Below are 14011 nucleotides of genomic sequence, written 5' to 3' on the forward strand. Positions count from 1 at the left end.
GTCCGGTCAGGGCCTGCCGCGTCGTACCGGCGGGGCCGGCCTCAGCGGCCGGCGTCGGGCGACATGGCCGGAACGCGCTCCTCGGAGACCGGAGGCGGCGGGCCGCCGCCGTCGTGCTCGTCCACGAACGTCGCCTCGTCGAACGGGATCCGCCCGGAGAGCACCTCCTCGGCGCGCTCCCGGTCGAAGTCCCGCACCCACGTGCCGATCAGGACGGTGGCGACCGCGTTGCCCGCGAAGTTGGTCAGCGCGCGGGCCTCGGACATGAACCGGTCGATGCCCACGATGAGCCCCACGCCGTCGACCAGCTCGGGCCGGTGCGACTGGAGTCCTCCGGCCAGCGTCGCGAGCCCCGCGCCCGTGACGCCCGCGGCGCCCTTCGACGCGATGATCATGAAGACGAGCAGCGAGACCTGCTCCCCGACCGACAGCGGGGCGCCCGTGGCGCGCGCCACGAACAGCGTCGCCATCGTGAGGTAGATGGCGGTCCCGTCGAGGTTGAAGGAGTATCCCGTCGGCACGGTGATGCCCGCCACCGCGCGGCTCACCCCGAGGTGCTCCATCTTGGCGATCAGGCGCGGCAGCGCGGACTCCGAGGAGGAGGTCGACAGGATGAGCAGGAACTCCCTGCCGAGGTAGCGCAGCAGCGACACCAGGTTCATCCCGGCCCCGAACCACAGCATCGGCCCGAGCACGAGGCCGACGAACAGCAGGCAGGTGGCGTAGAAGGCGAACATGAGCAGGGCCAGGCTCTGGAGAGCGCCGAACCCGCCCGCGCCGACGACCGCCGCGATCGCGCCGAACGCGCCCACCGGGGCGGCCCACATGATCATCGCCAGGACGCGGAAGACGAGCCGCTGGATGTGCGCGAGCCCGTTGAGCATCGGGACCGCCCGCTCCCCCATCGCCTGGAGCGCGAAGCCGGTGAGCAGGGCCACCAGAAGGGTCTGCAGCACCTGCCCTTCGGTGAAGGCGGAGACGAACGTCGTCGGGATGATGCCGAGCAGGAACGACGTGGTGTCGCTCTCACCGCCCTTGGCCGCCTGGTCCTCGGCCGCCTTGCGCAGCGCGTCGGTCAGTTGCAGGCCCTCGCCCGGATGCACCAGGTTGCCGACCACCAGGCCGATCACCAGCGCGACCGTCGACATGACGAGGAAGTAGCCGATGGCGAGGCCGCCGACCTTGCCGACCTTGGCGGCCTGGGCCACCGATCCGACCCCGAGGACGATGGTGCAGAAGATGATCGGGCTGATCATCATCTTGATCAGGGCCACGAAGGCCGTCCCGAGCGGCTTGAGCGCCACGCCGGTGCCGGGCGCCAGGAGCCCGACCACGATCCCGGCCAGCACCGCGACGATTACCGCCAGGTAGAGATAGCGGGTACGGTCCCGGTGCGCCGGGGATACGGGTATGGTCACGCGGCCCTCCTTGATGTTTCGTACGCGTGTCTCGCACGCCGGTACGGAGGAAGTGAGGCTTCGGTCGAGTGACTATGCGCCCTGGTAGTGATCTGGGTCACTATTGCGTACATTTCGTTCATCGCCGTTCTCACCGGCGCGACCCCGGACCAGTGAGAGATCCATGACCCCGCGAACCCCGTGAACTGGTGAAAGTGGAAGCCCTGACGACGATCGCCTCCCGGCTCAGGCTATGGAGCCTGGCGCGCCAGATGCTCGTGCTGCAGATCGTCGTCGTCGGGATCACGGTGGCGGGCGGCACGCTCCTCGCCTTCCTCCACGTGCGCCGGCTCCTGGACGAGGAAGCGGGCAGGACCACCAGCGCCGTGGCGATCAGCGTCGCCGCCTCGCCGGCCGTGCTCGCCGCCCTGGACGACCCCGATCCGTCGGTGGCGCTCCAGCCGTACGCCGAGCGGGTCCGCAGGGAGGCCGGGCTGGACTTCATCACGATCATGAGCCGGGAGGGCCGCAGGTACACCCATCCGAACACGCTGCAGATCGGCGGGCGCTTCCTCGGCAACACCGCCCCCGCCCTCGCGGGGCACACGTTCACCGAGACCTACACCGGCACGCTCGGCCCCTCGGTGCGCGCCGTCACGCCCGTACGCGACGCGGCGGGGAACGTGCGGGCGCTGGTGAGCGCGGGGATCACCATCGACAAGATCAGCGCGCAGCTACGGGACCAGATCGCCGCGGCGGCGCTCGCCGGGGTGCTGGGCCTGACGGCGGGGACCGCGGGCACGTACCTCGTGGGCACGCGGCTGCGCCGTCAGACGCACGGCCTGCGCTCGGCCGAGCTGAGCCGCATCTACGAGCACCACAACGCGATCCTGCACGCGGTCCGCGAGGGCCTGCTGCTGGTGGACGGCGAGCGCCGGCTGACGCTGGCCAACGACGGCGCACGGGAGCTGCTCGGCCTGCCCGGCGACGCGGAGGGGCGGCACGTCACGGGCCTCGGGCTCCCGCCGTCCCTGTCCGGCCTGCTGTCCTCCGGCGAGGACCGCGCCGACGAGATCCACCTGACCGGCGACCGCGTGCTCGTGGTGAGCGCCTCGCCGGTGCGTTCCGGGTCCCGGTCGCTCGGCACCGTGGTGACGCTGCGCGACCACACCGAGCTGCAGGCGCTCACCGGCCAGCTCGACGCCGAACGCGGCTTCGCCGAGTCGCTCCGCTCCGCCGCCCACGAGGCGGCCAACCGGCTGCACACAGTCGTCACGCTGGTCGAGCTGGGCCGTGCCGAGCAGGCCGTGGCCTTCGCCACGGCCGAGCTGAAGGCCGCCCAGCAGCTCACCGACCGGGTGGTGGGCGCGGTGCGCGAGCCGGTGATCGCGGCGCTGCTCCTCGGCAAGACGGCGGAGGCCGCCGAACGCGGGGTGGAGCTCTCCCTCAGTCCCGACAGCGAGCTGGACGACGTCGCCCTCGACGGCCGCGACCTGGTGACCATCCTCGGCAACCTCGTCGACAACGCGGCGGAGGCCGCCATGACGGCCCCGCCTCCGGCCCGGGTACACGTCCACCTGCGCGCCGAGGACGGCACGTTCCTGATCCGCGTCGCCGACAGCGGGCCGGGCGTCGGCGCCGAGACCGCCAAGGACGTCTTCCGGCGCGGATGGACCACCAAGGGCGACGGCCGGGGCCTCGGGCTCGCCATGGCCGGCCAGGCGGTGCGCCGCCTCGGCGGCACGATCGAGGTCACCCACGGCGGCGAGGGCGCGGTGTTCACCGTCCGCCTCCCGCTCCCGGACGGACGCGAGGCCCGCACGGACGCGCGGGTACGGAGGGAGCCGTCGTGATCTCGGTTCTGATCGTCGAGGACGAGGAGCTCACCGCCGAGGCGAACCGCCTGTACGTCGAGCGGATGACGGGCTTCCAGGTCGCGGGGGTGGCGCGCTCGGGCGGCGAGGCCCTGCGCTTCCTCCGGCGCCGTCCGGCCGACCTGGTGCTCCTCGACCTGTACCTGCCGGACATGCACGGGCTGGACGTGTGCCGGGCGCTGCGGGCGGCGGGCGTCTTCTGCGACGTCATAGCCGTCACCTCCGCGCGGGACCTGTCGGTGGTGCGGTCGGCGGTCTCGGTGGGGGTCGTGCAGTACCTGCTCAAGCCGTTCACCTTCGCCGTGCTGAGCGAGAAGCTGAGGCGGTACGAGGAGTTCCGGTCGTCCGTGGACGGGTCCGGGGAGGTCAGCGGCCAGGGAGAGGTGGACCGCGCGCTGTCCACCCTCAGGGGCACGACCGGCGGTCCCCTGCCCAAGGGGATGACGGGGCCGACCCTGGAGGCCGTGGCGGGCGAGCTGCGCAAGGCCCCCGGCGGGGTGTCGGCCCAGTCCGTCGGCGCGGCGATCGGCGTGTCCCGGGTGACGGCCCGGCGCTACCTGGAGCATCTCGTCGGCACCGGGAGCGTGCGCCGCGTGCCGCAGTACGGCGGGCTGGGGCGTCCCGAACTGCTCTACCAGGTCATGTGACCCATGGACGTCGCCGCCGGGCCGACAGGTGGCACGGCGGCGACGATGCGCGTGAAGGACGACCCAGGCCTTCGGTCAGGAACCGGCGAGCGCCTTGCTCACCGCGTTCGGCCCGTCGTACTCCTTCTCGGGGAGCCGCTTCAGGGCTTCCATCGCCTGCTTGTCGGCGCCCTGCCGCTTGGCGTGCTCCAGAAGCCGGTCCTTCTTGGCGGGGTAGTCAACCCCGGACAAATACTTCTGAACGTGGATGAAGTCCACCTGCGTCATAATTCCTCCTTTGTCGCAAGGTGGTTCCTGTCCTTCCTCAGACTCGGAGAAACCGGTCATTCCTCCTCAGAGGAGCTGGACGAGCGAGTCTTTGCACTCGGATCACGATCGCCCGGGAGGCGGCGGCCGCGCCTTCACAGCGGTGCTTACTCCCGACCGGAATCCGAGTTCGGGACAAACCAGGTCAAATGCGAGACCCTGCGGAGGAGCACCCGGGAAGCCCGGCGTGGGGGCGCAGGGGGGGTACCCAAGCGAACTCCCGAGTAATGTTCTGTAGCAGGCCAGAGGCCATCTCACTCCACCCACTGCCAAACCCGGCCAACCATGGAATTTTCCTGAAGTCACCGTCATGCATCTTCTTCCGGGAAAATCACAGGTCAATCAGGGCGACTGTGACAGTCATCATGAAAGCAATAGTGACACTGGCATATGACACCTGTGGATACCGTCACTAGGCACGGCTGGGGTTATCCGTAATTCTCCTCCTAGCGATCGAGCGCTGAGAGGGGTGTGGGACATGATCGACAGATACGAGATCTATTGCCTAGCCGATCCACTGTTTTACGACACCCTTGACAACCAGCGTACGAAGCACCCTGACTTTCCCCTGGCGAGCAGGGACGTGCCCTCCGGGTGGGAGCACCGGGCGACCGACACGTGGCTGCACTACGGCCCCCGGGAGCGTTCCCTGCCCCCGCAGGGATGGAAGATTCACATCTCCTCCTGCCTGGACGACGCGGAGAAGACGCTGGACGCGGTCTGGGACTACTGCGCCGGCCGCCGGCTCAGCTTCAAGTTCCTCCGGGGCCCACGCGTCGTCACGATGCTCAACTCCAAGTACGCCGACCGGGGAAGCAGCGGCAAGCTGGTCACGATCTACCCCGCCGACGTGGACGAGCTGGAGCTCGTGCTCAAGGAGCTGGACGAGGTCCTGCACGGCGTCCGCGGCCCGTACATCCTCAGCGACCTGCGCTTCGGGGACGGCCCGCTGTTCGTCCGGTACGGCGGCTTCGCCGAGCGGTACTGCCTGACCGGCAACCGCGAGCGGGTGCTCGCGATCGAGAGCGCGGACGGCACCCTGGTGCCCGACCGGAGGGGGCCCGCGTTCTCCCCGCCGTCGTGGGTCACCCTGCCGGCGTTCCTCGAACCCCACCTCGCCGCGCGTAACGCGGTCACCACGACGGACCTGCCGTACAAGATCGAGGAAGTGCTGCACTTCTCCAACGGCGGCGGCGTCTACAAGGCGCGGGACACCCGCACCGGCCGTCAGGTCGTGCTCAAGGAGGCCAGGCCGCACGCCGGGCTCGACGCGGCCGGCCGGGACGCGGTCACCCGCCTGCGGCACGAGGCGGCCATCCTGCGGCGGCTCGAAGGGCTGGACGTCGTCCCCGCCGCGCACGACTACTTCACGCTCGGCGACCACGAGTTCCTCGTCCAGGAGTTCGTGGACGGCACCACGCTGAGCCAGGAGTCGGTCCACCGGCACCCCCTGACCCGCGCGGTCATCACCCCCGAGGACGCCGCCGAGTACACCGAGTGGACGCTCGGCATGCTGGACCGCGTCGAGCGGGCGGTGAACGCGCTGCACGAGCGGGGGGTCGTCTTCGGAGACCTGCACCCCTTCAACGTGCTGGTGGAGGGCGAGCGGGTCGTCCTGATCGACTTCGAGGTCGCCAGCCTCGCCGAGGCCAAGGCGCGCCCGACCCTGGCCCACCCCGGCTTCTGCCCGCCCGCCGACCGAGCCGGCGTGGAGGCGGACCGCTACGCCCTGGCCTGCATGCGGCTCAACCTGTTCGCCCCGATGTCGACGGTGCTGATCCCCCTGCACCGCGCCAAGGTCACCCACCTCGCCACGCTGGTGCGCGACACCTTCCCCGTGCCCCCCGCCTACGTGGACGAGGCCGTACGGACCATCCTGGGCAAGGACGCGGAGACCGACGAGGGCGCGGCGGGCCTGCGGGCGATGCGCGAGCTGCCCCTGCCGGGAGAGGCCTCCTGGACCTCGGTCAGGGACGCCGCGTGCCGGGCCATCCTGGCCTCCGCGACCCCCGAACGCTCCGACCGCCTGTTCCCCGGCGACGCGGCCCAGTTCCAGCCCGGCGGCGGGCTCAACCTGGCCAACGGCGCGGCGGGCGTGCTGTACGCGCTGGCCGCGACGGACGCCGGGCGGTTCCCCGAGCACGAGGCGTGGCTCCGCGAGCGGGCCATGGCCCCCGAGCCCGGCACCGGCCTCGGCTTCTACGACGGCCTGCACGGCGTGGCCTACGCCTTCGAGGCGCTCGGCCGCCGGCAGGACGCCCTGGACCTGGTCGCCATGTGCCTGCGGGAGAAGTGGGACCAACTCGGCCAGACCCTGTACGCCGGCCTCGCGGGCATCGGGCTCAACCTGCTCCACCTCGGGCGGGCGACCGGTGAGCGCGACCTGGAGCGCACCGCGCTGACCATCGCCGACCTGGTGGCGGACCGGCTCGGCGCCGTCGACAGCGTGCCCGAGATCAGCGGCGGGGCCAACCCCCACGCCGGGCTGATGCGCGGCTCCTCGGGTCCCGCGCTGCTGTTCCTGCGGGCGTACGAGGCCACCGGGGACGCCGCGCTGCTGGAGCACGCGAGCGTCGCTCTTCGCCAGGACCTGCGCCGCTGCACCCGCCGCGACGACGGGCAGCTCCAGGTCCAGCAGGGCTGGCGGACCAACCCCTACCTGGACGAGGGATCGGCCGGCATCGGACTGGTCCTCCGCCAGTACCTCGCGCACCGCGAGGACGAGGACTTCCGGCGGGCGCTCGCGGACATCGGTCCCGTCGCGACCCTGGACTACTACGTCCAGTCGGGCCTGTTCGCCGGACGGGCCGGCATGATCGCGGCCCTCGGCGCGGGGCTGCGGCCCGGCCTCGGCCACGCCGCGCCCGAGGTGGCCGACCAGATCGCCCGGCTCGGCTGGCACGCCATGCCGTACGGCGGCGGGCTCGCCTTCCCCGGCAACCAGCTTCTCCGGCTCTCGATGGACCTCGCCACCGGTACGGCCGGCGTGGTCCTCGCACTGGGCACCGTGCTGCACGACCGGCCGGTGGCCCTTCCCCTGATCTCCCCGCCCGGCGACCCCGCCGGGACGGTGGACCCGACGAGCGACGAAAGGAGGTGACTTACATGGCGCTTCTGGACCTTCAGGAGATGGAGATCCCGGGTGGCGGCCACGGCGGCGGCGGTGGCAGCAACCTCAGCCTCTTGGGGTGCACCCCCCACGAGAACAGCAGCCTCAGCATCCTCTGCGGCAACTGATCACCCGGAAAATCCATACGAAAGGGCGTAACCGAAATGGCGCTTCTCGACCTGCAGGACATGGAAGCCCCCACCGGCGGCGGCGGCGGTGGCGGTGGCAGCAACCTGAGCCTCCTGGGGTGCACCCCCCACGAGAACAGCAGCCTCAGCCTGCTCTGCGGCAACTGACACATCGCCTGGAGCGGCCCTGTCCGGCCGCTCCAGGCCTGTTCATTCCCGGATCCCCCGGAAGGAAAACCCTCGATGCCGGACGCCCAGGCGCAAGGCGGCCAGGTGACCGGCACCGACCGGAGCCTGGCGGCGGACCGGCTCCTGTTCGAGGTGCTGCACCGCAGTGGCCGCTGGCCCGTGGTGTACGCCGTGACCGCGCTGGCCGGCGCCGTGGTCGAGCTCCTGCTCCCCGGCGCGCTGGGCCGCGCGGTCGACCTGCTCGTCACCCCCGGCGCAGGCGTCGCCGACGCCCTCCTGCTGTGCGCGTCGCTCGTCGTCACGGTGGTCGCCTGCGACGCCGTGGCGGTGCTCGCGGCCGGTTCGGGCGGCGCGCAGGCCTCCCGCTGGCTGCGGCGGCGCGTGGTGCGGCACGTGCTGGCCGTCGGCCCCGCGATCTCCCGGCGCTTCCCGGCCGGCGACCTCGTGACCAGGGCGGGGGCCAACACCGAGGAGGTGGGGGCCGCCCCCGAGGCGCTGATCACGGCCGTGGCCCTGCTCGTGCCCGCGGCCGGTTCCCTTATCGCCCTGGCGCTCATCGATCCCTGGCTCGCCGTGGCGTTCTCGGTCGGGCTGGCCCTGATCGGGGTGGTCCTGCGCGCGTTCCTGCGGGAGACGACGGCCGTCGCCACGGGCTACCAGGAGGCGCAGAGCGACATCGCCTCGCGGCTGATCGACGCGCTCTCCGGGGCGCGCACCATCGCCGCCGCGGGGACCGAGGACCTGGAGACCAGGCGCGTGCTGAAGCCGCTGCCGCGCCTGCGTGCCCACGGCCTCGCCCTGTGGCGCGTCAACGCCCGCGCCGGCGTCCAGGCGGCCATCGTGGTCCCGCTGCTGGAGACGGCGGTGATCGGGGTGGGCGGGCTCCGGCTGGCGGCGGGAGAGCTGAGCGTCGGCGAGCTGTTCGCGGCGGCGCGGTACGCGGTACTCGGCGCGGGCATCGGCTCGGCGCTCGGCTACCTCAACAGGCTCGGACGGGCCCGCTCGGCGGCCCGGCGCGTCCTTCACGTCCTCCACGAGCCCGCCATGGCCTACGGCGAGGAGCTCCCGCCCGGGGAGCCCGAGGCCTCCGGGCACGACGTGCCGCGTCAGAACGGGCCGGGCACGTACCAACCGGCCGGCCACGACGGGGGGCGCGGGCGGCTGGAGCTGCGGGATGTCACCGTGCGCGTGGACGGCAGGCCCGTGCTGCGCGACCTCGACCTCGTCGTCCCCGGAGGCGCCGTGGCGGCCGTGGTCGGCAGGTCGGGAAGCGGCAAGTCCCTTCTCGCCGCCGTCGCCGGGCGGCTGGCCGACCCGGATGAAGGCGAGGTCCTGCTGGACGGGGTGCCACTGCGCCGCCTCAGCCGCGCCGCGCTGCGCCGCGCCGTCGGCTACGCGTTCGAACGCCCCGTGCTCTTCGGTTCCACCCTCGCCGAGGCGATCTCCGTGGGACGCCCTCTGGAGGCGGCCCAGACCGCCGCCGTGGCCGCGGCGCCCGACCCGTTCATCCGCAAGCTCCCGCGCTCGTACGGCACTCCGGTCGACGAGGCCCCCATGTCGGGAGGCGAGAGGCAGCGCGTCGGGCTGGCCAGGGCGTTCGCGCACGGCGGGCGGCTGCTCATCCTCGACGACGCCACCTCCAGCCTGGACACCGTCACCGAGTACCAGGTGGCCAGGGCGCTCACCGAGGAGCTGCGCGACCGTACGCGGCTGATCGTCGCCCACCGCGCGGCGACGGCCGCACGCGCCGACCTGGTCGTCTGGCTGGAGGCCGGGCGGATCCGGGGGCGTGGCCCCCACGAGGTGCTTTGGCGCGACCCCGCCTACCGCGCGGTGTTCCAGGTCGCGGAGCGGTGATGGAGGTCCGCGACCTGCTGTGGGAGGCGCTGCGGCGGCGGCCGCGGCACCTGGCGCGGCTGCTCGGTTGGTCGTTCGCCGAGGCGGCGCCGTCGTTCGCCTCCGGCCAGGCCATCGCGCACGCGCTGGACGACGGGTTCTCCGCCGGTCGTCCGATGACCGGCCTCGGGTGGCTGGCGATGCTGGCCGCCGCCTGGCTGGCCGCGGCGGTGGGCGCGCGGCAGGTGCTCCTGGCGATCGCCGGGATCGTGGAGCCGTTCCGCGACACGCTGTTGCGCCGGGTGGTCGACGGCACGCTGCACCGCGCGGCCTCCTCGGGGGTGCGGCCGGACAGCGCCGCCGTGGCGCGGCTCAACCGCCAGGTCGAGCTGGCCAGGGACTCCTTCGGCGCCGTGATCGCCGTGGTCAGGTCGTTCCTGTTCTCGGTGGTGGGGGTGGTGCTGGGCGTGCTGACGCTGATGGGCGCCGTGCTGCCCCTGGTGATCCTGCCCCTGGTGGCGGGCCTGGCGCTCTTCCTGATGTCCCTGCCCGCCATGGCGAGGCTCCAGCGGGATCTCATCCTGGCCGAGGAGCGCACCTCGGCGTCGGTGGCCGCCATGGTGGACGGCCTGCGGGACGTGATCGCCTGCGGGGCCGAGGAGCGCGTGGCCGCCGGTGTCGAGCGGGACGTGGACCACCAGGCCCGTACGAGCCGGTCACTGGCCCGGCTCACCGCCGTCCGCACGCTCTCGCTGGCGGTGGGCGGGTGGCTGCCCATCCTGATGGTGCTGGCCGCCACGCCTTCACTGGTCCGCGGCGGCGCGACGACCGGGATCATCCTCGGCACGCTCACCTACGTGGCACAGTCGCTGACGCCCGCGCTCGGCAGCCTCGTGCAGGGCGTCGGCGTCAACGGCGTGCGCCTGGTGGTGGCCCTCGAACGCATCGCCAGTACGAGCACGCGTCCCCCTGCGGCGGCGCCGGGTACGGCGCGGATGCCGGCGGGCACGCTGCTGCGGCTGCGCGGGGTCACGTTCGCGTACGGCCCAGGCGCCGAACCGGTGATCTCCGACCTCGACCTCGCCGTGCCCGACGGCGACCATCTCGCCGTCGTCGGCCCGAGCGGGATCGGCAAGTCCACGGTGGCCGCGCTGGTCGCCGGGATCCTCCGGCCGCGCGACGGACGGATCGTCATCGGCGGGGTCCCCGTCGAGAACCTCGGCCGCGCAGACCTGTGCCGGGCCCGCGTCCTCATCCCGCAGGAGGCGTACGTCTTCCGGGGCACGCTGGGCGAGAACCTGACCTACCTGGCGGACGAGCCCTCCGCGTCGGACATCGACAAGGCGGTGGACGCGGTCGGCATGACCGATCTGGCGCGCAGGCTGGGCGGTTACGCGGCCGAGGTCGATCCCTCCGAGCTGTCGTCGGGGGAACGCCAGCTCATCGCCCTCACCCGGGCCTACCTGTCGCCCGCGAGGCTGGTCCTGCTCGACGAGGCGACCTGCCACCTGGACCCGGCGGCCGAGGCGCGGGCCGAGGAGGCGTTCGCGGCCCGCGACGGGACGCTCGTCGTCATCGCCCACCGCCTCACCTCGGCCCTGCGCGCCCGGCGGGTGCTGGTCATGGACGGCACGCGGGCCCAGGTGGGCACGCACGAGGAGATGGTCGCGGCTTCGCCGCTCTACCGGGATCTGATGGGCCGCTGGGAGGCCCCGGTCACGCCCGAGGCCTGACCGCCGCCACACCCATGTCAGAGTAAAAAGCGCACATTCGATATAAAATAGCCTTATATCACCCCACGTAGGGGTATGTGGTGGATTGACGCCAGTTGTGCCTTCCTATTCGGCAACGCAGGCGAGTCCTGCTGGAACGGAGGACAACAAGGTGAGCGCACAGATGAACGAGACGCCGGGCCGGTCGCCCGACGCCGGGGCCGTCCATACGGGACCGCAGCGCGGAAGCGCGGAACTCGACAGCGAGCGGGGCAGGACCACGATCGCCGACGCCGTGGTGGCGAAGATCGCTGGTATGGCGGCCCGGGAGATCTCCGGGGTGTACGCCCTCGGCGCCGGCATGTCACGGGCCCTCGGCGCCGTACGCGAGCGTCTGACCGGGGGGACCGGAGGCGCCTCCCAGGGGGTCTCCGTCGAGGTGGGCGAGCGCCAGACGGCGATCGACCTCGATGTGATCGTCGAGTACGGGGTGTCGATCCCCGATCTGGCGGCGGGCGTCCGCCGCAACGTGATCGACGCTGTGGAGGGCATGTGCGGCCTTGAGGTCACCGAGGTCAACATCCACGTGGACGACCTCCACCTGCCCGGCGACGAGGCGGCCGAGCCGCAGGAGGCCCGCGTCCGATGAAGCCTCCGACCGGCGCACGGGGGACGCCGGGGACGGCGCGCCCCGGGGACACGCCCGGAACCGGGCGGCGCGCGGGTACGACCGGCGAGACGCCCGAGCGGCCGGGTACGGCGCGAGAGGTGCCCGAGGAGCGGCTGGCGGACCGCGTCGCCGACGCGGTGCGGGCCTGCCCGGACGTCGCCTCCCTGGCCGGGGGCCCTGTGGCCACCTACCTCTCCGGCCGCACGGTGCCGGGGGTGGCCGTCCGCGAAACCGAGGTGGAGGTCGCCGTGGTCGTCCGGTACGGACGGCCGCTGGCCGAGATCGCCGCCGAGGTACGTGACGCCGTCGGTCCTCTGGCGCCCGGACTGCCCATCCACGTGCGCATCACCGACATCGGCGAGCCCGGCAAGCCCCGGGACGACCAGGAGACCGGCGCCCGGAAGGACACGACCGGGAGCGAACGACCCGAGAACGACATCGGCGCGACCGCGAACGACGCGGCCTCCCCCGAGGGACCGGGAGACACCCCGGCATCCCCGTGAGCGGCGCCGCCGGACCCGGCGAGCGTCTCTGCGCAGTGGAAGGTGAGCGATATGGAAGAATCCCGCTTCTGGCCGGCGGTCGGCCTGCTGTTCGGCACCGCGCTCGGATTCGCCGTGGTGGTCGGCGGCCTGACCGCGTTCCTCATCGTGCTGGTCCTCGGCATCCTCGGGTTCCTGGTCGGCCGCGCGCTGACCGGCGAGCTCGACATGAGCGGACTGCTGGGCGGCCGGAGACGGTCGTGAACACCGAGAGCCACGCTCCGGGCGGATCCGGCCCGGGCCCGGCCCCGCGGGGGGCCGCCGGGCCGCCGGAGGCCCGCGGGCGCACCGACATCTCCGACCGGGTGCTGGAGCGCATCGCCGCCCACGCGGTGAGCGAGGTGGACCAGGTCGGCGGGGCCGCCGCGCCCCGGCCGCTCGGGCGCGCCACGCCCGGTGCCGCTCCCCGGGTGAGCGCCCACGCCGACGGGCGGCTCGCGATCGTACGGGTGAGGATGTCGGTGACGTATCCGGCGCCGATCAGGCAGGTCGTCCACCGCGTGCGCGACCACGTGGCGGCGCGTGTCCACGAGCTGACCGGCCTGGACGCCCGGCAGGTCGACATCGACGTCACCCGGCTCGTCCACCCTGCCGAGGAAGGAAGGCGCGTGCTGTGACCTCGCCGGAGCTCCACCACGACGCCGGCCGGGATCCCGGGACCGCACCTCTGGTCCCGCCCGCCGACGAGAAGGCCCAGCGGCGGGCGGCGGTTCACGCCTTCCGTCCCCGCCGGACGGTGCCGGCGGTCGTGACCTCGTTGCTGCTGGCCGCCGCCGCGCTGGTGACCTTCGTCGGGGCGGTGGCGGCGCTGGCGCGCGGGCGGGCCCAGGTGCCGCCGCTGACCTGGCTCGCCCCTGTCGGCCGGACCCACTGGAGCGACCCCGCGGCCCTCACCACGGCGGCGGTCGCCTGCCTCCTCGGCATCCTGCTTCTCGTCCTCGCGCTGACCCCGGGACGCCCCCGGGCGATCCCGATCGCGTCGGAGGACCCGCGGACGGTCACCGGCATCACCCGTACCGGGCTGAGCCGCCATCTCGCGACCGTCGCCGCGAAGGTGGACGGGGTGTCGCGCGCGCGGGTCCGCCTGCGCCGCGACCGCGTGCACGTGACGGCCGCGACCCCGCTTCGCGACGCGAGCGGGCTTCCCGACGAGGTCACGCAGGCCGTCGTGACGCGCCTGGAAGAGCTGCGCCCGCTGAGGCCGGTGCGCGTCCGCGTCACCGTACGCCAGAGAGGGGACTGAGCCGGTGAGCAACGACCGCCACACCGCCCGCGTCAACCGCGCCGGCATGTTCATCGTGGGCCTGATCCTGCTGGCGGCCGGGGCCGCCGCGCTCGCACGCGGGCTCGGGCTCCGCGTCCTCGGGCCGCGACACGACCAGGTGGTGTCCCAGCAGGTCGCCGCCTACGCCGCCGGCCACGCGTGGTTCTGGCCCGCTCTGGCCGTCCTCGCGCTGGTGGTCGAGCTGCTGGCGCTGCGCTGGTTCCTGCTCCAGGGCCGCCTCGACACCCTCCGGTACCTGAACCTGGAGCCCGATCCCGGCCACGGTGCCACGCACCTGTCCGCGCGGGCCACCGTGAGCGCGCTGGAGGACGACGTC

14 protein-coding genes and 1 pseudogene are annotated in these 14011 nt (G+C 72.9%); 13 read left to right on the plus strand and 2 right to left on the minus strand.

Translation table 11 applies throughout. The features are described 5' to 3' along the window. Positions 1-41: 41 nt before the first annotated feature. Positions 42-1418, minus strand: a complete 1377-nt coding sequence (locus AB0B89_RS18035; RefSeq protein ID WP_358553666.1) for a cation:dicarboxylase symporter family transporter — start codon at positions 1416-1418, stop codon at positions 42-44. Positions 1419-1612: 194 nt separating this feature from the next. Between AB0B89_RS18035 and AB0B89_RS18040 the strand changes: the two genes are divergently transcribed. Further along, positions 1613-3250, plus strand: coding sequence for a sensor histidine kinase (locus AB0B89_RS18040; RefSeq protein WP_358553668.1), 1638 nt, complete (start codon positions 1613-1615; stop codon positions 3248-3250). Next, the gene (locus tag AB0B89_RS18045) at positions 3247-3918 is read left to right on the plus strand and encodes a response regulator (RefSeq protein ID WP_358553670.1); all 672 of its coding nucleotides are present in this window, start codon (positions 3247-3249) and stop codon (positions 3916-3918) included. The genes AB0B89_RS18040 and AB0B89_RS18045 overlap by 4 nt, the downstream gene beginning before the upstream one ends. A gap of 75 nt (positions 3919-3993) precedes the next feature. Here the strand turns inward: AB0B89_RS18045 and AB0B89_RS18050 are convergent, their stop codons facing one another. Then, complete coding sequence (locus tag AB0B89_RS18050) at positions 3994-4185, minus strand: DUF2795 domain-containing protein (protein ID WP_358553672.1); 192 nt, start codon at positions 4183-4185, stop codon at positions 3994-3996. A gap of 517 nt (positions 4186-4702) precedes the next feature. Here AB0B89_RS18050 and lanKC point away from each other — a divergent pair. The 11 genes and pseudogenes from lanKC to AB0B89_RS18105 all read left to right on the plus strand — a co-directional run. Further along, on the plus strand, positions 4703-7324 hold the full coding sequence (gene lanKC / locus AB0B89_RS18055; RefSeq protein WP_358553674.1) for a class III lanthionine synthetase LanKC: 2622 nt from the start codon (positions 4703-4705) through the stop codon (positions 7322-7324). A gap of 5 nt (positions 7325-7329) precedes the next feature. Continuing rightward, the gene (locus tag AB0B89_RS18060) at positions 7330-7461 is read left to right on the plus strand and encodes a SapB/AmfS family lanthipeptide (protein WP_358553676.1); all 132 of its coding nucleotides are present in this window, start codon (positions 7330-7332) and stop codon (positions 7459-7461) included. Between the two features lie 36 nt (positions 7462-7497). Next, on the plus strand, positions 7498-7629 hold the full coding sequence (locus AB0B89_RS18065) for a SapB/AmfS family lanthipeptide (protein ID WP_358553678.1): 132 nt from the start codon (positions 7498-7500) through the stop codon (positions 7627-7629). A 75-nt stretch (positions 7630-7704) separates the two neighbouring features. Continuing rightward, entirely contained in the window at positions 7705-9507 is a 1803-nt protein-coding gene (locus AB0B89_RS18070; protein ID WP_358553679.1) for an ABC transporter ATP-binding protein, read from the plus strand. Then, positions 9507-11219 carry an ABC transporter ATP-binding protein gene (locus tag AB0B89_RS18075; RefSeq protein WP_358553681.1) on the plus strand — a complete coding sequence of 571 codons (1713 nt, stop codon included), beginning with the start codon at positions 9507-9509 and terminating at the stop codon, positions 11217-11219. The genes AB0B89_RS18070 and AB0B89_RS18075 overlap by 1 nt, the downstream gene beginning before the upstream one ends. Positions 11220-11370: 151 nt before the next feature. Next, on the plus strand, positions 11371-11847 hold the full coding sequence (locus AB0B89_RS18080) for an Asp23/Gls24 family envelope stress response protein (RefSeq protein WP_358553683.1): 477 nt from the start codon (positions 11371-11373) through the stop codon (positions 11845-11847). Beyond that, positions 11844-12371 carry a hypothetical protein gene (locus tag AB0B89_RS18085; protein ID WP_358553685.1) on the plus strand — a complete coding sequence of 176 codons (528 nt, stop codon included), beginning with the start codon at positions 11844-11846 and terminating at the stop codon, positions 12369-12371. Before AB0B89_RS18080 ends, AB0B89_RS18085 begins: the two co-directional genes overlap by 4 nt. Positions 12372-12422: 51 nt before the next feature. Beyond that, positions 12423-12614, plus strand: coding sequence for a hypothetical protein (locus AB0B89_RS18090; protein WP_358553687.1), 192 nt, complete (start codon positions 12423-12425; stop codon positions 12612-12614). Further along, positions 12611-13027 carry an Asp23/Gls24 family envelope stress response protein gene (locus AB0B89_RS18095; RefSeq protein WP_358553689.1) on the plus strand — a complete coding sequence of 139 codons (417 nt, stop codon included), beginning with the start codon at positions 12611-12613 and terminating at the stop codon, positions 13025-13027. The genes AB0B89_RS18090 and AB0B89_RS18095 overlap by 4 nt, the downstream gene beginning before the upstream one ends. After that, complete coding sequence (locus AB0B89_RS18100; RefSeq protein WP_358553691.1) at positions 13024-13653, plus strand: DUF6286 domain-containing protein; 630 nt, start codon at positions 13024-13026, stop codon at positions 13651-13653. The genes AB0B89_RS18095 and AB0B89_RS18100 overlap by 4 nt, the downstream gene beginning before the upstream one ends. A 4-nt stretch (positions 13654-13657) precedes the next feature. Continuing rightward, a pseudogene (locus AB0B89_RS18105) lies at positions 13658-14011 on the plus strand (alkaline shock response membrane anchor protein AmaP); the annotation flags it as partial.

It is taken from the genome of Sphaerisporangium sp. NPDC049002 (assembly GCF_040649355.1).
Lineage (GTDB): Bacteria > Actinomycetota > Actinomycetes > Streptosporangiales > Streptosporangiaceae > Sphaerisporangium.